The sequence below is a fragment of the Pseudoalteromonas sp. GCY genome (assembly GCF_016695175.1).
Taxonomy (GTDB): Bacteria; Pseudomonadota; Gammaproteobacteria; order Enterobacterales; family Alteromonadaceae; genus Pseudoalteromonas.
Map to the genome: position 1 here is coordinate 276,584 of NZ_CP068022.1, position 23,198 is coordinate 299,781.

Annotated in this window: 20 protein-coding genes; 6 read left to right on the forward strand and 14 right to left on the reverse strand. The window is 43.1% G+C overall.

Annotation, left to right across the window (positions count from 1 at the left end; genetic code table 11):
* Positions 1-99: 99 nt before the first annotated feature.
* A complete protein-coding gene (locus JJQ94_RS01145; protein WP_099028586.1) occupies positions 100-2,283 on the reverse strand; it encodes a M4 family metallopeptidase in 2,184 nt (727 codons plus the stop codon).
* A gap of 537 nt (positions 2,284-2,820) precedes the next feature.
* Between JJQ94_RS01145 and JJQ94_RS01150 the strand changes: the two genes are divergently transcribed.
* Together JJQ94_RS01150 and JJQ94_RS01155 are read left to right on the forward strand one after the other, a co-directional pair.
* Positions 2,821-3,348, forward strand: a complete 528-nt coding sequence (locus tag JJQ94_RS01150) for a hypothetical protein (protein ID WP_099028585.1) — start codon at positions 2,821-2,823, stop codon at positions 3,346-3,348.
* Between the two features lie 15 nt (positions 3,349-3,363).
* Entirely contained in the window at positions 3,364-3,798 is a 435-nt protein-coding gene (locus tag JJQ94_RS01155; protein WP_099028584.1) for a hemerythrin domain-containing protein, read from the forward strand.
* Positions 3,799-3,860: 62 nt separating this feature from the next.
* Here JJQ94_RS01155 and JJQ94_RS01160 read toward each other — a convergent pair whose 3' ends face one another.
* From JJQ94_RS01160 to JJQ94_RS01190, 7 genes are all read right to left on the reverse strand, one after another.
* Entirely contained in the window at positions 3,861-4,598 is a 738-nt protein-coding gene (locus JJQ94_RS01160) for a sulfite exporter TauE/SafE family protein (RefSeq protein WP_099028583.1), read from the reverse strand.
* Positions 4,599-4,644: 46 nt separating this feature from the next.
* Positions 4,645-5,334 (reverse strand): pirin family protein, encoded by a 690-nt coding sequence (locus JJQ94_RS01165; protein ID WP_099028582.1) that lies wholly within the window; start codon positions 5,332-5,334, stop codon positions 4,645-4,647.
* An 83-nt stretch (positions 5,335-5,417) separates the two neighbouring features.
* The gene (locus JJQ94_RS01170; protein WP_099028581.1) at positions 5,418-6,317 is read right to left on the reverse strand and encodes a LysR family transcriptional regulator; all 900 of its coding nucleotides are present in this window, start codon (positions 6,315-6,317) and stop codon (positions 5,418-5,420) included.
* Between the two features lie 25 nt (positions 6,318-6,342).
* Positions 6,343-8,196 carry a monovalent cation:proton antiporter-2 (CPA2) family protein gene (locus JJQ94_RS01175; protein ID WP_099028580.1) on the reverse strand — a complete coding sequence of 618 codons (1,854 nt, stop codon included), beginning with the start codon at positions 8,194-8,196 and terminating at the stop codon, positions 6,343-6,345.
* A gap of 105 nt (positions 8,197-8,301) precedes the next feature.
* Positions 8,302-8,730 carry a GNAT family N-acetyltransferase gene (locus JJQ94_RS01180; protein ID WP_099028579.1) on the reverse strand — a complete coding sequence of 143 codons (429 nt, stop codon included), beginning with the start codon at positions 8,728-8,730 and terminating at the stop codon, positions 8,302-8,304.
* 266 nt (positions 8,731-8,996) lie between these two features.
* Positions 8,997-11,081, reverse strand: a complete 2,085-nt coding sequence (gene feoB, locus JJQ94_RS01185; RefSeq protein ID WP_099028578.1) for a ferrous iron transport protein B — start codon at positions 11,079-11,081, stop codon at positions 8,997-8,999.
* Between the two features lie 18 nt (positions 11,082-11,099).
* Entirely contained in the window at positions 11,100-11,327 is a 228-nt protein-coding gene (locus tag JJQ94_RS01190) for a FeoA family protein (protein ID WP_010605304.1), read from the reverse strand.
* Between the two features lie 170 nt (positions 11,328-11,497).
* Between JJQ94_RS01190 and JJQ94_RS01195 the strand changes: the two genes are divergently transcribed.
* Positions 11,498-12,529 (forward strand): LacI family DNA-binding transcriptional regulator, encoded by a 1,032-nt coding sequence (locus JJQ94_RS01195; protein WP_099028577.1) that lies wholly within the window; start codon positions 11,498-11,500, stop codon positions 12,527-12,529.
* A 14-nt stretch (positions 12,530-12,543) separates the two neighbouring features.
* Here the strand turns inward: JJQ94_RS01195 and arsJ are convergent, their stop codons facing one another.
* From arsJ to gtfA, 4 genes are all read right to left on the reverse strand, one after another.
* On the reverse strand, positions 12,544-13,749 hold the full coding sequence (gene arsJ / locus JJQ94_RS01200) for an organoarsenical effux MFS transporter ArsJ (RefSeq protein ID WP_099028576.1): 1,206 nt from the start codon (positions 13,747-13,749) through the stop codon (positions 12,544-12,546).
* A gap of 6 nt (positions 13,750-13,755) precedes the next feature.
* Complete coding sequence (locus JJQ94_RS01205; RefSeq protein WP_099028575.1) at positions 13,756-14,766, reverse strand: ArsJ-associated glyceraldehyde-3-phosphate dehydrogenase; 1,011 nt, start codon at positions 14,764-14,766, stop codon at positions 13,756-13,758.
* A gap of 21 nt (positions 14,767-14,787) precedes the next feature.
* A complete protein-coding gene (locus tag JJQ94_RS01210; RefSeq protein WP_236596464.1) occupies positions 14,788-15,549 on the reverse strand; it encodes a metalloregulator ArsR/SmtB family transcription factor in 762 nt (253 codons plus the stop codon).
* 181 nt (positions 15,550-15,730) lie between these two features.
* On the reverse strand, positions 15,731-17,200 hold the full coding sequence (gtfA, locus tag JJQ94_RS01215) for a sucrose phosphorylase (protein ID WP_099028573.1): 1,470 nt from the start codon (positions 17,198-17,200) through the stop codon (positions 15,731-15,733).
* A 187-nt stretch (positions 17,201-17,387) separates the two neighbouring features.
* Between gtfA and JJQ94_RS01220 the strand changes: the two genes are divergently transcribed.
* From JJQ94_RS01220 to JJQ94_RS01230, 3 genes are all read left to right on the forward strand, one after another.
* Complete coding sequence (locus tag JJQ94_RS01220; protein WP_099028572.1) at positions 17,388-18,614, forward strand: MFS transporter; 1,227 nt, start codon at positions 17,388-17,390, stop codon at positions 18,612-18,614.
* Between the two features lie 183 nt (positions 18,615-18,797).
* A complete protein-coding gene (locus JJQ94_RS01225) occupies positions 18,798-21,188 on the forward strand; it encodes a TonB-dependent receptor domain-containing protein (protein ID WP_099028571.1) in 2,391 nt (796 codons plus the stop codon).
* A gap of 15 nt (positions 21,189-21,203) precedes the next feature.
* Positions 21,204-22,175 (forward strand): carbohydrate kinase family protein, encoded by a 972-nt coding sequence (locus JJQ94_RS01230; protein WP_099028570.1) that lies wholly within the window; start codon positions 21,204-21,206, stop codon positions 22,173-22,175.
* Between the two features lie 51 nt (positions 22,176-22,226).
* Here JJQ94_RS01230 and JJQ94_RS01235 read toward each other — a convergent pair whose 3' ends face one another.
* Positions 22,227-22,598 (reverse strand): hypothetical protein, encoded by a 372-nt coding sequence (locus JJQ94_RS01235; RefSeq protein ID WP_010605294.1) that lies wholly within the window; start codon positions 22,596-22,598, stop codon positions 22,227-22,229.
* Between the two features lie 37 nt (positions 22,599-22,635).
* On the reverse strand, positions 22,636-23,004 hold the full coding sequence (locus JJQ94_RS01240) for a hypothetical protein (protein ID WP_099028569.1): 369 nt from the start codon (positions 23,002-23,004) through the stop codon (positions 22,636-22,638).
* Positions 23,005-23,198 lie beyond the last annotated feature (194 nt).

Here is a 23,198-nt window from a genome sequence, read left to right on the forward strand (position 1 = left end):
AAGCGCTGAGCAAAATAAAAGGATTATTCAAATGAGGTAAATTTATGATTTTTTTGGGGCCTAATAAAAAGGGAGCTTGCGCTCCCTATAAACTGTTACTTAGTTCGCTTTGATATTCAGTGTTACACCGCTTGCTGCGCTATAGCCACGTAAATCAATATACCAAGTACCTTGTTGTGGGTTTGCAATCGTACAAGTCTCGTTGTTACCGTTTTTATAAGGGCGACACTGATAGCTCGACGTTGTTGATTGAGAACCAAAGTTTACGTACAGATCCGCATCACCTGAACCACCTGAAATACTCACTTCAAGGTTGCTGTAGCTAGCATTTAAGTCTTGTGTGAAGCGCGTCCAACCGCCTGATGCAACACTGACATTTGACTCAGTGCGGTCAATTGGTTGAGTTCCACCCGTTGAGCTGTATGTACCGGTCAAAGTTACGCCCGAAATCTGATTCCACGCTTCAACCATCACGTAGTACTTACCTGCTTGAATGTTACTAATGTCGCAGCTTTCGTTGCTTGTAGACGTTGTGCTATTACAGTCATAAGTGTTTAACGACGGACGAGAACCATACTTGACATAAAGGTCCGCATCACCACTACCACCAGAAGTGGTGAAGTTTAGGCTAGTCGCATCAGCTGGCACATCAAGGGTAAAAAACATTTGCTCTTTTGCCGCGCCACTGATCCCAGTACGAGGCTGACCGTTCGTTAACTCTTCAGCGCCACCAGGAGGAGGTGGTGGGTTAGTATCACAGCTACTACCTGTGCTTAAGTTAGAGTTAACGCCAACCGCTGCTAACGCAGCTTGTACGTCACCTGGTTCATAACCTAGGTCACATGCCGCATCCATCACGCCATTACCAGCTAAGTCCCAGTCAGTATTAGCGGTCCAATACATTTGGTTCGCTTTTGCCATTACGATAAAGGCTTTTTTCGTATCCCAACCTGCCGTAGTTGCCAGATTGTAGAAGGCTTTGTTGAACACCCCTGAAGTGTGGTGAACGTCCATGCTAGAGGTATAGTTAGACTGATGATCGATTGAGCGACCGTCTTGCGTTGGATCATTCATATAACGTAATGCGCCACTGCCTTTGAAGATGTCTTGGCCAACTAACCAGTCATTGCTGCCTTTCATAAAGAATTCGGCGGCTTCACCTGCCATATCAGAAAACGCTTCGTTCAAGCCACCTGACTTATAACGGTATACCAGACCTGAGTTTTGCTCAGTGAAACCGTGGCTCACTTCGTGAGCAGATACATCAAGACTTACCAACGGATAGAATGTATTTGCACCATCGCCGAAAGTCATCGCACTGCCATCCCAAAACGCATTTTCATAATTGTTGCTGTAGTGAACACGCATTTTAAGCTGGAACGACAATGGCGCAGTACCTAGCCAATCGTTGTACATATTAAATACTACATTACCAAAATAATGAGCATCATTTAGCGGTGAGTACGCACCGTTAATTTCTTTAACGGTATTTTCTGGGCACGTAAAGCTATGTGCAGTCGAGCCGCTGCTACCGTGATTTAAGTTAATTGTCTTAACGTTCGCATTCGTCATGGTACAAGTATTGCCTGACTGCGCTACGTCTAGATGACCATAATCAGTACCATACTGGTAACGACCCGTTTTTTGGTTACCACCTGGACCTGTCGCATTTGCATGCTGCAAGTTGTTGAAGCTTTCTAACACTTCGCCTGTGTTTGCATCAATGATCAAATATGGGCGCTTAGGCTCATCACCATAAGTGACAAAAGTAATTTCATATACTAAACGTGCCGTTGAATTGCTATCAAGCCAGATCGCAAGGCGAGATTTCTCGTTATGTTTTTTAAGCTTTTTGTCTGCACTAAGCGACTGTTTTTCAAACTGACTCAATGCCATTTTGGCATTTAGCTTGGGTTTTACCGAACCGATGTCAGCCGCGATGTTATAAACCGCTGCACCGTGAGCCTTTTTAAGCGCACCTGCATCGTCAAACGTTAAAATGACCGAATCGCCAATCACTGGTAATCCTTGGTACATTTGTTGAAAACGCTTAGTTACTTCACCTTTTTTACTATTGAAGCTTTTAAGCTCCTTTAGTTGGCTCGCACTTTCTAAGCCAATCAGCACTTCTGGCTGTGTACTCAACACAGTTTGAGAAGCTGATTTGAGCATAGTATTAATATCAGCTTGCTGGTTTAGGTATTGTTTTGTTGCGGCTTGAGCACTGAGCGAAGTAAACGCAATCGCACACGCCGTAGCCATAGTTACTGTAGATAATTTCACGAATTACACTCCTAGTATTGTTGTTTTATTGTCCTTTTCATCATTGCTTCACAAGAAGCATTGGATGAAATGTGACTGTTTTCTCCTTCAACTGCAGAAGACATGGCAAGCTCATTAACACTCGCCACGCCTTATTAGACTAGGCAGCAAATCAAATAAATAAACCCCAAAGTTAACATTTTAATAATATTTAATTTACTTTAAATATTTATGCAATGCTTTCATACATTTGTTTAAAAAACAGACCCAGACTTAATATCTTGAATTAAGTAACAAAACACATCTTTGTAAATTTTTTGATACGATATGAGTAAATATGCCAATTTCTTTCCTAAACTAACTTTACAATCATTACGTTGTATCAAAACATGTAGTAACTACTCGGTAATTCTTTCTTGTTTGTGCTTCATTTATTCAACCCCACAACATCTAGAATCTAAAATTATTAATAAAATTCAATACATTATAAATCTTACACTCTCGGTATAACACTTGCAGTTTGAATAATTACAAGCTGCAACGAAATTAGGAGGAGTAATGGATACTTTTGAAATATTATCCTACGTAGATCATAGAGTTGGGGCCGTTCTTACAGGGAAAGCAGCCGCAGAAGAATTGCAAAATGAATTGTTAAATAGCCACCTTGTTCAACATGAGCATCTAGAACTGGTTAATCCGTATGACAAAGATGCCGACAAAAAACTTGAGCCTAAAAGCGAAAGTCGTCTTGCCAAAAACATGCTTAATTGGCATTTGTACCTTGGCAGCATGGGGGTGATATTAGGCTTTCTCATCGCTGGACTATTGGTGAGTTATGGACCGGCTTTCACACAATCTAATCCTTACATAACGTTTATCGCTTTATTAAGCCCCGGCTTATTTTTAGGGCTATTTGCTTCAGGCCTTATTTCTTTGCGTCCGGACAAAGATGCGTTTAATCAGGCGGTGATGAATAAAATCGCAGAGGGCAAGTGGCTGCTTATCATTAAAACGAATAATGAGGCGCATCGAAGCAAACTTTTGTCGTTTTTTAAAAACAGCACCAAAGCAGACGTTTTAATCTAGAAAGAGGTAACCTAAATGGAAATTTTTAATGCACTAAAGCAAGATCATGATCATCAACGCGCCCTATTAAATATGTTGGCAAAAACGTCTGGTGATTCAAAGGTCCGCGAAAAATACTATAAAGAGTTGAAAGACGCGCTGGAGGCACATGCCATCGCAGAAGAAAGGTACTTTTACGCCCCATTAATGGAAAGTAATATGACGATCGAAGACTCTCGCCACGGTATCGCGGAGCATCATGAAATTGATGAGTTAATTGAGGCACTGGATAATACTGAGTTTTCCGACCCTAGTTGGCTTACTAAATTGAAAAAGCTCAAAGACAAAGTTGAGCATCACTTGGCTGACGAAGAGCAAGCGTTTTTCCAGCGTGCGGGTAAGGTACTTGATAAAAGTGAAAAGTCGCAACTTGCAGATGAGTATCAAAAAGAGATGGAAGAGCAGTTATAGTTTTCTATGCCCACAACATGTTGTGGGCATTTACTTTGCTAGATGTTGGTAACCCTACACAGTCACAACAATTTACCAATTAACACCAGTCCAAGCATGAGCAGTAGCCCATTCATCACCAGCAAAAATTGCTTTTTAGGTAAGCGTTTCGCAAGGTGCACACCGAGTCTATTACCGATCAACGCTAAAGGTGTAAAACAGATAGCAAGCAGCACATGTTGCCACTGCAACAACCCAGTTGCAGAGAAGGTCGCCAGCTTAATCACATTCATCAGTGCAAATAGTACCGCAACCGTCGCGATATAAGCCGTTGGCTCTAATTTTCGAGCGTTAAAATACACCATGAGTGGTGGACCACCTGCATGAATTAAAGTCGTGGAGATACCAGCTGCAGTAGAGGTGCTCGCGGCCAGTAACTTTAAGTGCCCAACACTTTCAGGTGTATTTTTAATCAGTAAGCTTTTAAGTGCAAATACTATACTCATCGCTGCAATCACAACCGTCAGCCAAAACTCACTGACGCCTTGAAGAAAAAGCGTTGCTAAGGCTATCCCTACCAGAGTACCTGGCAATAGCCGCTTTAGTTCCGACACATTCCATAAGCGCCAATAGCTCTTCAGGCTAAAAATATCCGCGACGATAAGTAGCGGAAGCATCAACGCAATAGCGTCCCTTGGATTCAACACCATCATCAAAATTGGAACAGAAAACGCCCCTAATGCGCCTGCAAAGCCAGACTTTGAAATACCACTTAGCAGAACGACAAGAGCAATTACTGCAAGTTGTATTGGTTCTGTCATTCTTCAATTCCTTTAATTTTAGGTGCTGAATTTAATACCAATTTGCTTAATTAAGTAATAAAAACCACAGCGCTTCAACATCTGTTACTGCCGTAACTTGCATGTTATCACCAGCAATCAGGCCGATGCCATCTCCTTGCTGAAATGCCTCACCATCGAGCGTCGCTTCGCCGCCAACAATGTGCAAATAGGCTTTTTGCGCGTGCGCATTCAGCTCAATCTGTTGACCTTGGTGTAGCTGCAAGCGGTGTATTTCAGCTTCTGCATTGATACTCAGAGTACCGTCCACGCCTGTAGGCGTAACAATGGGCGTAAGTGCACTACTTTGTTTAATTTGAATTTGTTCATAACTCGGCGTTATGCCTTTAAGCTTTGGCTCTATCCAAATTTGTAAAAAATGTGCAGGCGCTATCTTTGAAGCATTATATTCTGAATGAAGAATGCCACTACCTGCGCTCATTCTCTGAACTTCACCTGCCGCCACAGTAAACTGATTACCCATACTATCTTGATGCATCAATTCACCGTCAATGACATAGGAAATAATTTCCATATCTCGGTGACCATGAGTATCAAAGCCATGACCACCAAGTACTGTATCATCATTGATCACCCTAAGATTACCAAATCCCATGTGGACGGGATCATAATATCGGCCAAATGAGAAACTATGTTGGCTTTGCAACCAGCCAAAATCCGCTCTACCTCTATCTTGTGCTTTTCGAATATATCGCATGTTTCGCTCCAAACGCATGTTGATGACCTCAGTCTATTGCCTGTTTGAAACGAATAAAATTTGATAATTTAACATCAATCATTCTACTCAATAGAATCTTCCAGCCGCATGCACTGATATCTTAATTCACCAATAAATGCGCGCGCGGCGGGCCCAAGCCTGTCACCATCTTTAAAAATAAGATGAAGCTGTGCTTTACGCTGACTATGTTGTGATAGTGGTAGTGGTTTCAAGACGCCAGAGTTTAGTTGCGTTTTGATAGCCGGAATAGGTAACCAAGCAAATCCTAAGCCTTGCGCTATCATATCTATCGAGGTTGTCATATGGCTCACCGTCCAACGTTGATGCGCCCCCAACCAACCTTCATCTTTTTTACGCGAGATTGCAGAGTCTCTCACTACGATTTGACGATGGGATTTTAAGTCTTCGAATGTAAGCGCGCGACCAAATTGATGTAATGCGTGATTGGGGTTTGCCACTGCAACAAACTCGATTTGGCACAACTCTTCACTGAACCCGTCTTGTAAAGTAACCGGAGAAATGGCGATATCTACGTCGGTATTTTGCAAAAGTTCAGATGCACCAGTCAATACTGACTCAACCAACTCGACACGCAATAAAGGGTATTGCGCAGATGTATTTTCTAGCACCTTATAGAGTACCTGCTGTGGGAAAATTTCATCGACCGCTATGCGCAGTTGACTCTCAACTCCCTCGCCCAGCGTCTGCCCTACCGCTTCAACTTTTGCCGCTTCTTCCAAGAGATAATTGGCACGGCGCAGCATCATTTCACCCGCTTCGGTTAACAGGGTTCTTCGCCCTTCGACTCTAAAAAGCTTAACACCAAGGCCTTCCTCAATTTTATGGACCGCAGTGTGGATACTTGACTGGCTTTTATGTACTTCTTTAGCAGCTTGATTAAAACCACCATATTCAACAACAGCTCTAAACATTCGCCACTGTTCTAATGTCACTCTCAACATACTGATTTAACCTAATATTTATACGTTATTGTTCAATGGCTGGTGGTTTATCTTCACAATTTTCACCATGGCAGGTATTAAGATCTTCTTGCGCTTTTTCGTCCGCCTGAAGTACCTGCTTGAGGTCAGCCATACGCTGACGAATCGCAACACCATAGCTTTCATCGTCTCCCCACACATCGGCAAGCATGTGCATAGATTCAACATCGTGTTTGGTAAAGAGGTAGCCCGCTCGTGCGACATCTTCTTCGCTATGGCCCAATAACTTAAGCGCCTGCTCACCTAGCTTCACAGCAGAGACAAAAGTTTCTCGCTCAAATGCAGTGACACCCAATTTTATCAGTTGGTAGGCATGGCGACGGTCGGTCGCACGAACTACAAGTTTTAGATCAGGAAAGTGTTGCTGCGCTAACCTGACGATTTCGAGGGTTTTATCTGGTTCATCAATCGCTACGACCAGCATTTGCGCTTCGTGAGCCCCTGCGGCTTCGAGCAAATCTAATCGTGCACCATCGCCATAAAATACTTGATTGCCAAAGCGACGGAGTAATTCAATTTGACTTGGGCTGTGATCCAAGATCGATAAATGATAACCCTGAGCATGGAGCAAACGCCCTATCACTTGGCCAAAACGCCCGTAGCCGACCACAATCACGTTTTGTGTCGCTTCCATCGTCTCTAAACTATCTTGTTCTTGAGCAGTATTGGCTTGGCGTTCAACTATTTTGTCGTAAAGAATAAAAATGAGGGGCGAACCGAGCATAGATACCGCAACAACCAGTGTGACTAATGCGACTTGATCTGGAGTTAAGATTGCTAAACTGCCAGTAACAGAAAGTAGTACAAACGCGAACTCACCGCCTTGACACAGGGCTGCGGTAAATAACCATGTCGCTCGCTTATGCAGTGAAAACGCCGTTGCCAACATATATAAAATAACCGCCTTTAACCCCATTAATAGCACCACTGACGCTAAAATAAATAACCATTTTTGTGCCAATAAGGAAAAGTCGATTGATGCGCCTACCGTCATGAAAAAGAGACCAAGTAGTAACCCTTTAAACGGTTCGATATCTGCCTCTAATTCATGTCGAAATTCACTTTCCGCGAGAACAACACCTGCGAGAAATGTTCCAAGCGCAGGGGATAAACCGATACTTTGCATCAATAACGCGGTTGCGATAACGATAAATAGCGCCACTACGGTAAATAGCTCGCGCATTCGAGTGCTGGCAATATATCTAAATAAAGGCGCGGCGACATAATGCCCAGCGGCGATGATAGCCAAAATGACAAAAACAGACATAATCACTTGGAGATAAGTCGGAAAAGCATGTAACAAATTGCCGTGGCCATCACTCACAGCCAAATCACTAAATGCTAACAACGGCATAATCGCGAGAATGGGGATCACGGCTATATCTTGAAATAACAACACCGAAAACGCATTTTGGCCGCCAGATTGTTTAATCAAGCCTTTTTCATTTAAGGTTTGCAGTGCAATGGCGGTAGAAGACAGTGCCAACATTAACGCAATGGCTAATGATTGCTGCCACAAAAAGCCAAGCGCTAAATCAATCGCGAAGTAGAGTACAACCGTTGTTATAACCACTTGTAAGCCACCGAGACCAACTATAGAGCGGCGCATTGTCCAGAGCCTTTTGGGTTGTAACTCTAGCCCAACTAAGAATAGCATCATCACCACACCAAACTCAGCAAAGTGCATGACGTCCGTTTGCTCGCCTACGAGATGAAGAAGATGAGGGCCAATTAGGATCCCTGCCAATAAATATCCAAGCACAGAGCCAAGCCCTAGCCGTTTAGCGATTGGCACCGCCAATATCGCAGCAGCCAAATAGATAGTCGCGAGCAGTAACATAATAAAGACACCTGTTGTTATTATCGTCTTTATTATGTTCAGGGTAAGTGCATTTATCCAGTCTTCGTTCTAAAAAACAAAATATAAGTGACTAAAATCCAGCAATTAATTTTGTAAATCCGAATATATTGTAGGATGGCAGATCTGCATCAAAATACTTGGATCTGGCACCGCTGCAAAGCCGAATTTTTCATATAGAGTATGCGCATCAAAAGTTGCCAGCATAAAGCGCCTTAAGCCTTGTAGCTCTGGATGTTCAACCACGGCTTGAACAATCGCTTTGCCTACCCCTTTACCTCTGGCACTTTCCTCAACTATCACGTCGGCAAGATAGGCAAAGGTGGCATAGTCGGTTATCACGCGACAAAAGCCCTGAAACTCGCCTTCTTCATCCAAATACATGAAGCTCAGGCTATTTTGAATGGCTTTCTCTAGCAATACTTTAGGCATTTGTTTTGCCCAATAAGAATTAGAGATCAGCGCATGGATAGTATCAAGATGGCGTAAAATAAGAGGAGTATCAGTGGTTATCATTATTGTACCGGTTAACAGCAAGAATAGAGCTAAAAATTAAGCGATTTTTAGCAAGAAGCAAAGTGAAATTTTCACAGTCATAAATCTTTCATTATTGCGTCACCCTACCGTCAATAAAGCGGCGTAATCTCCTTTTCGAAGACTCCCCTTGATTGATTTAGAGTTGTTGGCAGTGTTGACTCAGTTAGCACTGCTTTTTTTTGCTTGATACCAAACATAAAAAACGGCGCTCTAAGCGCCGCTCAATTAACCAAGCTTTTGAATAACTAACCTAAGTTTATCTGATAGGTTGGTGGTTGGTTAAATTTATTACCAAGTCGGGATAACCCTTTCCACCACGCAAACCCAAACAACAACATCGCTACAACCCAAAGCGAAGCACTCGTTGGCGAGGTACTTAACTGACTAGCTTGGTAAACTAAAGTCGCCATGATATAAGCAATTGAGGTCGTCCAGCCAATAACAAGCCACATCCACTTACCGCCAGATTCACGTTTAATTGCACCTAATACCGCTACACAAGGTGTATAGAGTAAGATAAAGACAAGATAACTAAATGCACCGATTTGACCATTAAATTTCGCGGCCATTGCAGTAAGTAGCGCAGTGCCACTTTCAGCGCCTGATTCTAATTCGTTAAGTCCTAATGGATCACCAAGGTTTGCGATAAGATCTTTACTATTGTCTACTATGGTCATCAGCGCTTCTTTTAACGAAGCCAACAATGAAAACTCTCCACCCTCTTCTTCGGCACCGGTATAAAGCGCATCTAAAGTACCGACGATGGCTTCTTTGGCAAACATACCAGTCACAACACCAACCGTAGCAGGCCAGTTTTCCTCTTTTAACCCAATTGGCTCAAAGACTGGCGTGACCACTTGTGCAACCTTCGCCAAAAGTGACCTATCTGTATTCTCATTGCCAAACGAGCCATCTGTACCAATCGAGTTTAATGCACTGAGTAAAATAACCACCATGACAATTGTTTTGCCAGCACGTTTGATAAAGCCGCTCAGACGCTGCCAAGTGGTAATGAATATATTGCGCCAAATTGGCATATGATACGCTGGCATCTCGGTAAATGAGGGTAATTTTTGCGTTTTGAATACTTGCTTTCTAAATAAAAAGCCAGAACCTACCGCAACCACTATGCCAAGCAAATACAGACCAAAAACAACATTGGCTCCGTTCGTTGGAAAGAAAGCCGCTGCAAATAACGCATATACCGTCAAACGTGCGCCGCAAGACATAAATGGCGCCATAATAATCGTCAGTAATCTATCTGACTCTCGGCCCATCGTTCTTGACGCCATAACCGCAGGCACATTACAGCCGAATCCAACAATCAGAGGTACAAAAGCATTGCCGGGTAGACCAATGGATGACATCAAACGGTCAATAACAAACGCGGCCCGAGAAAGATAACCACTATCTTCCAAAATGGATAAGCACAGATACAGCACCGCAATAACAGGGATGAAGGTCGCCACTAATTGAATACCTGCACCAAAACCATCAGCCAATAACACACTTAGCCATTGAGGTGCGCCAATATCTGCCAGCAAGATTTTTACGCCATCGATGAGTAAGGCGCCCACGGCGATGTCAAAAAAGTCGATAAATACAGCACCAACATTAACCGCAATGGTAAACATTAAATACATCATGGCTAAGAAAATAGGTACACCAAGCCAGCGGTTGAGCACGATTTTATCAAGCGTTTCTGTCGTATCTGCACGTTTTGGCGTAATGATACTTACGCCATCTGCCAATTTTTTCACTGCTTGGTGACGAGCAACCGCTTTTTCGAGGGGATCGCTACTGGCGCTTTCGGTGTTTGCCGTCACAGGTGCTTTTGGAAAACGAGTGATCTGTGCGAGTTGTTCCAACAACGCTTCTTGCCCTGTACCTTTAGCGCCGTGGAATGGCACTACAGGTAACCCTAACTGTTCAGAGAGTCTTTTTAAATCTAACGTTCTCCCACGCTGTGTTGCGACATCAACCATATTTGCAACAACGAGAATAGGTTTGCCTAATTCTTTCAGCTGGGAAGTTAATACTAGATTTCGCTGTAAGTTAGCGGCATCCACGATGTTAATGATGACATCAGCTTCATTTTGCTTTAGGAAGTCACACGCGATTTGCTCATCTTGGCTTGGCTCAATTTGTTCCATGCTATAGAGCCCGGGCAAATCTACCAATTCTACGTTTGTGTTTTCTAAAGCAAAATAGCCGAATTTTTTCTCGACAGTTACCCCTGGCCAATTCCCTACTTTTTGTTTAGAGCCGGTCAGGCGGTTAAATAATGTGGTTTTCCCGCAGTTCGGGTTGCCCACTAACGCAATTTTCATACGTGAGCCCTTAATAACTTATAAAACTTCAATTTCAACGAACTGTGCGTCGGCCTTACGCACGCTCACAAAGGTGTCGCCAATTTTCACTTGCATCGGGCATCCAAGTGGGGCGACGTTAATGACTTCTATTTGCTCACCAGGAATAATTCCAAGTGCCATAATTCGACTCAGTAACGCAGTATCTGGATGGGTAAGAGAAGTGATGGTCGCTGCGCTATTTTTGGAAAGTTTATCTAATGTCATTGATTATGAGAACAATTTGCAATAAAAGTATGGCGCATCATACCCCATTGACTATTTTCTTTAAACTAGATTGCGACAATAATCTATTATTGCTTGTTATTTAAGGTGTTTACTAGTTAAGATGAACTAAACCATTGCCATATGCCTGACTGTATTAAGGGGTCCTGCCAATGAGTAACGACAAAAAAAAATGGACGCTCAAAAGCATTGCGGCGGAATTAGGCGTGTCAAATGCAACTGTATCGAATGCTTTTAACAGACCAGATCAACTCTCTAAATCCAAACGAGAAGAAATTTTAAAAGCCTGTAAAGAATTGGGTTATTTTGGACCTAACAAGGCAGCCCAATCGCTGCGTAAGGGCTCGTTTAACATTGTCGCGCTGGTACTACCCGATAGCGTTGAATATATGGTATCAGATCCCGTTGCGAGTAGCTTTATGCGAGGAGTTGCAAGCGTTTTAGAAGCTCAGCATATTAACCTACTCTTGTTCTCAGGCACCGCAGATAATGTCGGAGACATTGTCGATTTCGTCGACGGCTTAATTTGTTATGGCCGCCCGCGTAATCCCAAGTTAATTGAGCATCTTGCGAATGTTAGCAAACAGGTTGTGACGGTTGACTTTGATTTGCCCGCGCATGCCAGTATTAATATCGACAACCAACAAGCCGCCTTTGATGTAGCGAGTAAAGCACTGAACGACGATAGTGATGTTGCTATTTTTGGTTTGAGATTATTAGACACTGATTTGCTATGCCGCGTATACGAGCAGAACCTAACAGACATAGAGACCTCTATTGCACATCAGCGTTATAGCGGATATCTTAAAGCCATTGAAGAGCGTGGGTTAACACTTGGCGAAGACCGAGTGTGGAATATTCCTGAAAGCAGCGAAAGGTTTGCAAATATCGCCGCAAAAGAACTACTTAACCTCTCACCAAGGCCTAATACCGTACTGTGTATGAGTGACTTAATTGCACTACCGCTGTTAAGAGAAGCCAAAAAACTTGGTGTAAAGATACCACAGGAGCTTAAAGTCGTTGGTTTTGATGGCGTTGATGAAGCGCTACGCTTTAGCCCCAGCCTAACGACCATTCATCAAAATAGTGAAGAAAAAGGCCGAGAAGCAGCCAAACTCTTCTTAGATAAAAGCGATGATAAAGTAATGCTTGGCTATACCTTAAAAATGGGGCAAAGCTGTTAGTTGCCCCCTATCAATTAGACGCGACTGGGTAATCGGCAGGAAATGATCCCTGCCAACAACAACATCACACTTGATACCACTAAACAAGCCGCTAAGCCATACTCCAAAAAGATCCACCCTGACAATACTGTACCGACTAACCGCCCAATGGCGTTCGCCATATAATAGAAGCCCACATCAAGTGACACTCCATCACTATCGGCCAAACTCACAATAAGATAGCTATGAAGGGATGAATTGATAGCAAACACAAAACCAAAGAGCAAAAGTCCACCTACTACGGCTAAGCTTGTCCAGAGCTGCGCTTGAAGTGAGATAGCAATCAACAGCGGAATAGCCGCTAAATACAACGCCCATCCGCTGACTTTACTTGGTGTTGATGCAAACGTATCACGACTAATAAATCTAGGTGTTGTTGATTGCACGATGCCATAACCGATAACCCAAGTAGCCATAAAACCACCAACCCACCAATGATCCCAACCGAACTGCTGCGATAAAAAGACAGGAAGCGCAACCACAAACCAAACATCCCGTGCGGCAAATAAAAACAAGCGCGCGGCTGACAGCATATTAATTGCTCGGCTTTTTGAAAATACATCGCTAAATTTGGGTTTGCTTTTAGCCTTGCCTAAATCGCTTTTTAAGCTGATAAGGCTAAATAGCCACACTAATAGCAACATGATTGCCATCAACCACATCGCGCCGGTAAAGCCAAGTAAGGTAAGCAACAGTCCACCGAGAAAAAATCCGACGCCTTTTAGCGCATTTTTAGAGCCGGTAAGTATTGCTACCCACTTAAACAAGGTCCCTTCTTCACCCGATTTTACGATGGCCTTTATCGCACTTTTGGCACTCATTTTATTAAGATCTTTGGCGATACCTGAGAGTGCCTGAGCAGTCATAACATAAGGCACGGTGAGCCAATGCGCTGGGACTACCAACATCAATAATGCCGCTATTTGTAAGCCTAGCCCAATATTCATAGTGCGGTTTAAGCCAATTCGTGCGCCAAGCCATCCTCCAAATAAATTGGTGACAACACCAAAAATTTCATAAAAGAGAAATAGCATGGCGATTTCAAGCGGGTTATAACCCGCTTGATGAAAGTAAAGCACCACCAACATTCTGAGCGCACCATCCGTTAAGGTGAACGCCCAATAGTTGCCTGTCACAATGAGGTACTGCTTGATATCTTGAGGTAAAGTGCTCAGCTGCATAATGTCTTATTCGCCTAACGACAATCCGACTTTACGTACTAATTCCGCAGTACGATTTGCATAACCCCACTCGTTGTCATACCACACGTACAACTTAACCTGAGTACCATTAACTACCATTGTAGATAACGCATCGACGATGCTAGAGCGAGGATCCGTTTTATAGTCAATAGAAACTAATGGTCTTGATTCATAACCTAAAATTCCGTTAAGCTCAGTAGCAGCAGCTTGCGCCATCCAGTGGTTAATCTCTTCCACTGTAGTTGGCCGTTCAACCTCAAACACGCAGTCTGTTAATGAAGCATTCGCCAACGGAACACGAACAGCGTGACCATTTAGCTTACCTTTTAATTCTGGAAAGATATGGGTAATAGCAGTCGCTGAACCCGTTGTTGTCGGAATTAAACTCATGCCACAGGCTCGCGCACGGCGTAAATCCTTATGTGGCGCATCCAAAATGGTTTGCGTGTTGGTGATGTCGTGAATAGTCGTCATCGAACCGTGCTTTATGCCGATGTTTTGTTGCAGGACTTTTACGACTGGCGCTAAGCAGTTCGTGGTACAAGAAGCGGCCGTAACGATTTGGTGGGGCATGTCGTCGTATAGATGGTCATTCACTCCCATCACAATATTCAATACTCCTTCTTCTTTTACCGGTGCCGTAACAACAACACGCTTAACGCCTTGCTCTAAATACTGTTGCAGCAAAGCTTTGGTTTTCATTTTGCCGGATGCTTCGATCACTACGTCACATTGAGACCAGTCGGTTTGCGCAATCTCTTTGTTTTGAGTCACCGACAACACAGTTTCACCTACTTGGATCTGTTCACCTTGAAAAGACACACTGTGATGCCATTTACCATGGACAGAATCAAACTCTAGCAAGTGTGCTAGGGTTTCTGCATTGCCCGCAGGATCGTTAATTTGTACAAACTCGATTTCAGGCCAGTCAAAGCTAGCGCGAAGCGCCAAACGCCCCATTCGACCAAAACCATTGATCCCTACTTTAATCGTCATAAGAACTCCAAAATCTAATTATTAGTTACAGCAAGTTGCCATGCGTGTTGGGCGTTCGCCCATCGCATTTAGCCTCACTAACTCAGCTTTTATATAATCTGGTTGATGCATAACCGTGGCGTTTATCACCGCCTTCATCCATAGCGGTAGTGTTGGGTTTATAGAATAAAATACCCATTGTTTTTGCTTGCGATCACATAGAATTCCAGCCTTCTTCAGCTGCGCTAAATGCCGTGAAACCTTGGGTTGGCTATCTTGTTCAAGCGCAGCCATTAGCTCGCAAACACATAGCTCACCTTCCACCATCAACATGGCAAGCGTTTTTAAGCGGATCTCATCCGCTAGGGATTTATAAAATTGCAAGGGTGTAAGTAGCGTATGTTGTGGCTTACCTTCGCGTAGTAGGGAAATAACTTGTTCATTGATGTCGAACAAGGTTTGCTCATAAGCGTTATTGCGACTTCGCTCAGCTGGACTCGCAATATCCCACGCAAGGACATGTTGTCCTTGCAGTTTACCTTCGCATTCAGATTGCACTTCAGAGCATAAAGTTACCACCACATCAAAGTGTTCGTCCTTATACTCATTGAGGTGTTTACTGTACAGGTTGTCCGTATTAATCCCTAAACGGCGTAGCATTGAAAGCGTAGTCGCATTCACGGTGCTCGGCTTAGTGCCTGCACTATAGGCATGAACATCCGAACCGCCATGAAAGTTAGCTAGCGCCTGTGCTAAGATTGACCGCGTTGAGTTTCCAGAACAAAGAAAAAGTATCTTCATCATCGCATAACAAATTAATTATATAACTTTATTGTTATATAACTACCCCACTATGTCAATTACGCTTTGTTGATATTTATCTATACATAGCAGCTCGCCTAAGATTGCGAGCCGCTACCAAGGATAATCGATGTTGAGGTACTTAAAGCGACTTTCTACGCGCAACTTTGGCTCCTAGCTATGGTTAGGAAAGCAGCGATTGAATGTTATAGCTCTGCTCTGTGGCGTTTTCAGAAGTTTTAATCATGGCTTCATCTTTTGCGAGATCAACTAGCAACTCCGCTTTTGCATTATAGCCTTCCCAAGTTATAACCAGATTTGAGCCTTGGCATGTTAATGTAAAATTGCCATCAAATGCGCAGCAAGTATTACGCAATTTAATTAGAGTTTGCAGACCCTTCACGACAGGTTTATCGAGTGCGGCTTCCACCATCGCTACATCCAAATAAGGGCGGTTGATATCGCGCCCAACATTACTTTTTTCTAGGAGCGCCATGTCATTTTCCATCGCCAATAGACCACCGTAATAGACTTGTGGTACTCCAGGGCAAAAGAACTGAATTGCTCTTGCTACCAAATAATAAAAATCATGCTTCCCTAAGGCTTCATAATAACTGCAATTGACTTGATACAAGTCGACATTGCTCGCTGCAGCGCCGGTTGCCTTGCGACTTTGGCCTTTACTGTTGCTATGGATCTGCTCAACCAAAGCATCAATTTGATTAGCATCGAGTAACCCTGGTTTATCCCCTTCAGGCCCTGCGTCAATAATGCCAATTCCGTCATGAGTATCCAGCACGGTTAGACAATTACGCGGCGCAATGTCCAACCACTGGGCTAAAGCCGAGAAATCTTTATTGAATAAACTGTGTAAAATAAGCGGAGGGAGCGCAAAGTCATAAACACGGTCGACTTTGCTGGCAACCTCTACTTGAGTTTTGTAATAACTGTGAATTTCGGCAATCGTTTCCATGCCAAGCTCGTTGGCACGCTTAGATAATTGATTGATAAAAGAAAAGGCCTCATCAGTCATAAAACAGCTAGTATTTGCGCGTTTGATTGCATATCCAGCGGCATCTAATCGAATAATTTTCACTCCACTGTCTGCAAACAATGTTAAGACTTTTTCTAAGTAAGCTCGCCCCGCTTCTGCCTCGACATTAATATCTATTTGGTTATCAGTAAAAGTGGTCCAAAAGTCTACAACTTCGCCACTCGCTAACGTCTTTTTAGAAAAGCAACTTCCCGGCCTCGGACGATAAATTGCTTTAGCTTGAGCTTGCGTTATGCCATCAGGAAAGACATCTTCCTCTTTTAAAAACATCGACCAAAACTGTGACTCTCGGCCATGAGCCAACACATCTACAAATTCCGCAGACTCTCCTGATACATGGTTAACGATAAGATCAGCCATTACCTCAGAATGCTCGGCAATCGATTTGATATGTTGCCAATCGCCCAATCGCTCATCGACTTTGGCATGGTCAATCGGGTCAAACCCCGCGTCACTGCCATCAATTGGATAGTAAAAAGGCAAAATGTGGACACCACCAAATAGTCCAGCTAACGGGCCCGTTAGTAACGTATTTAATTGTGCAAGGCCGCCGCCAGAAAGGCGATCAGCATACGTGATCAACTGAACTTGGTTTTTCATAATTTACTCATTAAAAAAGTTGAGACTTAATCGATTAAGCTATATCTTTAATCATGAACAAACAATAATCAAGTTTTATCGTAGCGTTCTACTAAATATAATTCGCTTGATGCAGATTAGTATTACACTCAGTCTAATGCAAAGAAGTAGACCAGCTACATAACAAAGCCCTTCAAAGAGGTGAACAATGAGCAGCAAGTCGAATCACACTCAGCTCAACACGTTGCGCTGGTTAACTTATATGATGTTTTTGATGTTTGCGATGACATCAGACGCCGTTGGCGTGATCATTCCAACACTGATCAGCGAATACCAACTTAGCATGACCCAAGCAAGCGCATTTCACTATGCCCCAATGATTTTAATTGCCTTTAGCGGCTTATGTTTAGGATTTTTAGCAGATAAAATAGGTCGCAAGCTCACCGTGTTAATTGGCCTAATGCTATTTTCATCAGCATGTTTTCTGTTCGCATTGGGTGAAACCTTCACCATGTTTTTAGTGCTTTTGTGTGTCGTTGGGTTAGCCATTGGCCTATTTAAAACAGGGGCCCTCGCCCTCCTCGGCGATATTTCTAACAGCGCACAAGAACATACTCAAACCATGAATAAAGTCGAAGGCTTTTTTGCCATTGGCGCGATAATTGGTCCTGCAATTGTCAGTTATCTGTTGGTGCAGGGTGTAAGTTGGACCTATCTTTATGTGCTTGCTGGTGGGCTGTGCTTAATACTGAGTATCGTGACTTTAAACACTGAGTTTCCCAAACTCAATGCAGCAAGTGCACAAAACAATGCAGGTCTATCTCACACTGCAGCGATGCTCAAGAACAAGTATGCACTTGGCTTTTCCCTCGCCATAGCACTCTACGTTGCAACTGAAGTGGCAATTTATGTCTGGATGCCCACTTTATTACAGGATTACCAAGGTGATTTAACTTGGCTTGCAACTTATGCATTAACCATCTTTTTTATTTTACGTGCAGTCGGTCGCTTTATGGCTGTATGGCTACTCGCTAAGTATCGTTGGCAAAGCGTGATGCTAGCACTAAGCTTTGCTATATTTGTATGCTATTTTTTAACTTATCTTTATGGCGTTAATGCCGCCATCTATACGCTCCCGCTGAGTGGTTTATTTATGTCTATGATTTACCCAACATTAAACTCAAAAGGTATCTCTTGTTTTGACAAAGCTCAGCATGGTTCTGTTGCTGGTGTGATGTTATTCTTTACCGCGCTCTCTGCAGCCTTAGCACCACTTCTGATGGGGATGGTGAGCGATTATTTTGGCCATGTTAGCTACGGTTTTGTACTCGCTACGGGGTTTGCTTTTTTACTCTTTGCGGCCATGCTATACAACTGGTTAAAGGACCCTGCCCGCTTGCCTCTGAGCCAAAACGATAAGTTGCAGCGAGTATAACGCCTCCAACCACAAATTTTTCGCAGGTTAAAATTCATAAAAACCAACGTATTAAAATTTTGTTTGAATTATTGATTAATTTTTAATTGCAACTAAATTAAATTGTGCTAAAAATAAACTTAATCGATTAAGTTTATTTTTAATAGACCGCACGAGTTTGACAACGACAACAAGAGGCAAATGATGACAACAATCAAAACCACCCTATTTACACTCAGCGCACTCACGCTTGCAATCTCTCACTCGGCGGCCGCTGAAGACAAAACACACACTAAGCCTGCCGATGGCTTCGAGAAAATAGTCGTAACGGGTGTACCAATGCGCACCACAATCATGGAATCGAGTGTTTCTGTTAGCAGCATAGGATTGGAGCAAATCTCTGTTGCAACGCCAAGAACTTCCGCTGAAGCATTCAAACTAATCCCAGGTGTAAGATCCGAATCAACAGGTGGTGAAGGTAATGCAAATATCGCTGTACGTGGTCTTCCCGTCGCATCTGGTGGCGCTAAGTTTTTGCAGCTACAAGAAGACGGCTTGCCGATTTTGCAGTTTGGTGACATCGCTTTTGGTAACGCCGATATTTTTATGCGCCTTGATAATACCGTGGAATCAATTGAGTCTATTCGTGGTGGCTCGGCTTCTACTGCCGCCAGCGACGCTCCGGGTGGCATTATCAACTTGATTTCAAAAACGGGTGAAAATGAATCAGGCAGCGTTGCCACCACATTTGGTTTAGATTATGACGAGTTTAGAACCGATTTTGAGTATGGTAGTTATTTAAGTGACGACATAAGATTTCATATCGGTGGCTTTGTGCGCCAAGGTGAAGGCCCGCGTGACACTGGCTATACCGCAAATAAAGGCGGCCAAATAAAAGCCAATATCACCAAGGAATTTGAAAGTGGCTACGTTCGTTTGTACGTAAAACATCTTGATGATAAAACTGCAGGCTACCTCCCTATGCCAATGTATTCTAATGGCGACTCCATCAGCGGCTTTGATGTGCTTTCAGATACGCCTCACTCTGTTTATTTCACCGCAACGCAAGGCTTAGGTGGTAACAATCAAATTCGTCAAGGGGATATGCGAGACGGAATGCACCCAGTTGTTGATAGTATTGGCTTTGAAGCAAATTTCGATCTAGGTAATGACTGGCAAATCGAAAACAGATCCAGAAAGTCGAGTATCTCTGGCACATTTATGTCGCCTTTCCCCGCTGAGGTTGCTAATAGCCAAGCAATTGCCGAGAGCATAGCAGGTACAGGTGCAACGCTCTCCTTTGCCAACGGACCAAATGCAAATCAAGCGTTCAATCAAGCACTGCTAATGCGCGTTCATACCTTTGAAGTGGAAATGAATGATTTCGACAACATCATGAATGACCTAAAGCTCACCAAATCATTTAGTACTGACACATCGGTCACCTTCGGCTACTTCATGTCATCGCAAAATATCAATATGTCTTGGTTATGGAATTCATACTTGCTCGAGGTTAAAGGAGATAACGCAGCGCTTGTTAATGTGGCCGCTGCGGATGGCACTGCATACTCTGAAAACGGATTATATGCCTACGGTACGCCCTATTGGGGAAATTGCTGTCAGCGCAACTACGACACAGAATACGATACTCGTGCCCCATATATCGCCTTTTCAACGAAGCTTGGCGATATTTCAGTTGATGCGAGTGTGCGTCATGATTCAGGTAAAGCGACAGGTACATTTGCAGGTGCTGTAACATCTCGTGTAGATATCAACCGTGATGGCACTATTTCAAAGCCAGAGGAGCAAGTTGCAGCCATCGATCTCGCTAATCCTAATGTGGTTAATTACGATTGGAGCTACACAAGTTACTCTGTCGGCGCAAACTACCAAATGACCTCAAGCAGCGCCATATTCGGCAGATTCAGTGAGGGCGGTCGTGCAAATGCAGATAGACTATTGTTCGGTAAAGTGAATATTGATGGCAGTGTTGCTGATGAAGATGCTGTGGATGAAGTGACACAATATGAATTTGGTATCAAACAAAAGTTTGAACAAGGTCGTCTATTTGCAACTTTATTTTACGCCGAAACAGAAGAGCAAAACTTTGAGGCAACCAGCCAAAAGTTCTTTGACAGGCAATACGAAGCACAAGGTATTGAACTTGAAGGTGTCTATTTTATTGGCTCCTTCGACTTACGAGGTAGCTTGACTTGGACCGATGCTGAAATCGCAAAAGATGCACTCACTCCCGAAGTCGAGGGTAACACGCCAAGACGGCAAGCTGACTTTGTTTACTCCTTATTGGGTAAATATAACTTCGATCAAGGTGCTATCGGTTTAAGCCTAATCGGCACCACTGACGCGTACGCACAAGACAACAACGATTTAAAATTTGACGGTTACACTCAGGTCAACGCGTTTGCAAGTTATGATCTGACTGAACGCTTCAATATCGCGTTAAACGTAAACAACCTCTTTGATACCACTGGATTAACAGAAGCCGAGGAAGGCGTAATTCCAACTAACAATATTATTCGCGCTCGCAGTATTAACGGCAGAACTACGTCTGTCACTTTAAAATACCGTTTCTAATTAGAGGTAGTAGTTATGCAATTAACATGTTTTGGCGAGATGCTTATTGATTTGTTACCTACAGGCGACGGTAGCCTTAAACCTATTGCTGGCGGCGCTCCAGCGAATGTGGCGGTAGGTTTTGCTAAACTTGGTGGCAGTGCTCGGTTTGTGGGAGGTTTTGCTGAAGATCCCTTTTCGCTGCAATTAAAATCAACCTTGGCGTTATATGCTGTTGGAACAGAATATTGTCTATCCATAAGTGGAGCGCAAACCGCCTTGGCCATCGTCCATCTAGACGCTCAAGGAGAACGAAGCTTTTCGTTTTACCGCGACAATACCGCTGATATCGCAATCCGCCCAAAAGACTTTGAGCATTTGCAATGGCCAGATCACGGGATATTTCATTTTTGCTCAAACACGCTTACCGATGCAGAAGTTACAAGTACCACCATAGCATTACTAAAGTCTGCTGCGGCTCATAATCAATTAATTTCATTTGATGTTAACCTGCGCTTGAATCTATGGCAGGACTTATCTTGCTTATCCGAACGTATAGAAGCTTGCTACCCTTATGTCGACATATTAAAAGTAAGTAAAGATGAGCTGAGATATCTTGCTGAAGAAAAGAACATGGGCGAAGCTAGCTATTTAGATTGGTTACTTAGTGTCGGCGTACAAGCGGTGATCTCAAGCGATGGGCCAAATCCTTGCAGTGTATTAACAGCTAAAGACTTTTATTCCGTCGCCTCTCCTACTATTGATGCGGTTGATACAACCGGCGCTGGGGATAGCTTAATGGCAGGGTTTCTATTTCAACTCAGCCAACATGGGATCTCAAAAGATACGCTAGTGCAAAACTTCCCAACCGTAAAAAAGGCACTTAGCTTTGCTGTGAAATGCGGTGCGTTTACTTGTGAACACAAAGGTGTAATGCCCTTTATGCCAACGCTTATAGATGTGTCTGAACGGTTTTCTTCCTTCAACCCTGAGGCTTTGTTGGGTTAATACCTAAAGCGGGAAAAGGCTTTCCCGCAGTTTTATTATAAAAGTCGAGACTTAGAACCCTGTTTCATAGTCAATATGAGCAGAGTTTGTCGTCTCGTATGTACCGTCAGTATAAAGAATAGTTGCAGTCGCATTGTACTGACGATAAGCACGAATGGTCATGTTACACGTCGTACCACCGCTGCAGCTCGCATCACCATTCCAAATTACTTTACTAATCGCTTTAGTGGCATTTGCGATATAGAACTTACCAGAAGTTGAATTACCGAAAGAAAAATCAATTCCAGAACAATAGCTAGTATTGTTACCCCACACATTACCGCCTGATTTCACGTTCAACGAGCATTTTAAATCTGCCGCTTGCGAACTAAAAGACAGACCACCTAGTACAACCAATACTGAAGCAATTAATGTTGATTTCATTATTATTTCCTTTAATTAAGAATAAGTTAAGTAACTTTTAGTGACCAGTTTCATACGAGATACGTGATACATTCGTTTCTTCGTATGTGCCATCTTTGTATAAAATAGTCGCCGTTGCTGTATGTGTTTGATATGCATAAACCGTGAGTGCACATTCAACACCACCAGAACAGCTAGCATCACCATTCCAAATCACTTTATTAATCGGTTTGCTGATATTCGTTAAGTAAAACTTACCAGTTGTCGAGTTGCCAAATGAGAAGTCCATACCAAAGCAGGTTTGTCCGTTACCGATGACGTTACCACCTCTTTTCACTTGTAGGTCGCAATTCAACTCAGTTGCGCCAGCGCTGCAGGTACCAACTAATGCAATAGCTGCAAGTATCTTAGTTATTTTTTGTTTCATCTTGCTATCCTTATATTTGTTATATTAACAACCAAGAAACCTTGGTTAAAAATAAAGCTACACAATAAAAATAAAAATTCAATTGTTTTAACCCATAAAAAACATAAAATTCACAAAAGGTTCAGAATGCATTAAATCGAGCAAGTTCATGGAAATTGGTATAAACGGTGAAGGGACAAGCTATAGAGATTATC

Bases quoted from the DNA above. Each gene is read 5' to 3' on its own strand.
- JJQ94_RS01195 (WP_099028577.1), top strand. From the start codon at position 11,498: ATGAGTAACGACAAAAAAAAATGGACGCTCAAAAGCATTGCGGCGGAA.
- JJQ94_RS01210 (WP_236596464.1), bottom strand. From the start codon at position 15,549: ATGATGAAGATACTTTTTCTTTGTTCTGGAAACTCAACGCGGTCAATC.
- arsJ (WP_099028576.1), bottom strand. From the start codon at position 13,749: ATGCAGCTGAGCACTTTACCTCAAGATATCAAGCAGTACCTCATTGTG.
- JJQ94_RS01150 (WP_099028585.1), top strand. From the start codon at position 2,821: ATGGATACTTTTGAAATATTATCCTACGTAGATCATAGAGTTGGGGCC.
- JJQ94_RS01225 (WP_099028571.1), top strand. From the start codon at position 18,798: ATGACAACAATCAAAACCACCCTATTTACACTCAGCGCACTCACGCTT.
- JJQ94_RS01220 (WP_099028572.1), top strand. From the start codon at position 17,388: ATGAGCAGCAAGTCGAATCACACTCAGCTCAACACGTTGCGCTGGTTA.
- JJQ94_RS01160 (WP_099028583.1), bottom strand. From the start codon at position 4,598: ATGACAGAACCAATACAACTTGCAGTAATTGCTCTTGTCGTTCTGCTA.
- JJQ94_RS01240 (WP_099028569.1), bottom strand. From the start codon at position 23,004: ATGAAACAAAAAATAACTAAGATACTTGCAGCTATTGCATTAGTTGGT.
- JJQ94_RS01175 (WP_099028580.1), bottom strand. From the start codon at position 8,196: ATGTTACTGCTCGCGACTATCTATTTGGCTGCTGCGATATTGGCGGTG.
- JJQ94_RS01170 (WP_099028581.1), bottom strand. From the start codon at position 6,317: ATGTTGAGAGTGACATTAGAACAGTGGCGAATGTTTAGAGCTGTTGTT.
- JJQ94_RS01165 (WP_099028582.1), bottom strand. From the start codon at position 5,334: ATGCGATATATTCGAAAAGCACAAGATAGAGGTAGAGCGGATTTTGGC.
- JJQ94_RS01155 (WP_099028584.1), top strand. From the start codon at position 3,364: ATGGAAATTTTTAATGCACTAAAGCAAGATCATGATCATCAACGCGCC.
- JJQ94_RS01190 (WP_010605304.1), bottom strand. From the start codon at position 11,327: ATGACATTAGATAAACTTTCCAAAAATAGCGCAGCGACCATCACTTCT.
- gtfA (WP_099028573.1), bottom strand. From the start codon at position 17,200: ATGAAAAACCAAGTTCAGTTGATCACGTATGCTGATCGCCTTTCTGGC.
- JJQ94_RS01235 (WP_010605294.1), bottom strand. From the start codon at position 22,598: ATGAAATCAACATTAATTGCTTCAGTATTGGTTGTACTAGGTGGTCTG.
- JJQ94_RS01180 (WP_099028579.1), bottom strand. From the start codon at position 8,730: ATGATAACCACTGATACTCCTCTTATTTTACGCCATCTTGATACTATC.
- JJQ94_RS01230 (WP_099028570.1), top strand. From the start codon at position 21,204: ATGCAATTAACATGTTTTGGCGAGATGCTTATTGATTTGTTACCTACA.
- JJQ94_RS01205 (WP_099028575.1), bottom strand. From the start codon at position 14,766: ATGACGATTAAAGTAGGGATCAATGGTTTTGGTCGAATGGGGCGTTTG.
- feoB (WP_099028578.1), bottom strand. From the start codon at position 11,081: ATGAAAATTGCGTTAGTGGGCAACCCGAACTGCGGGAAAACCACATTA.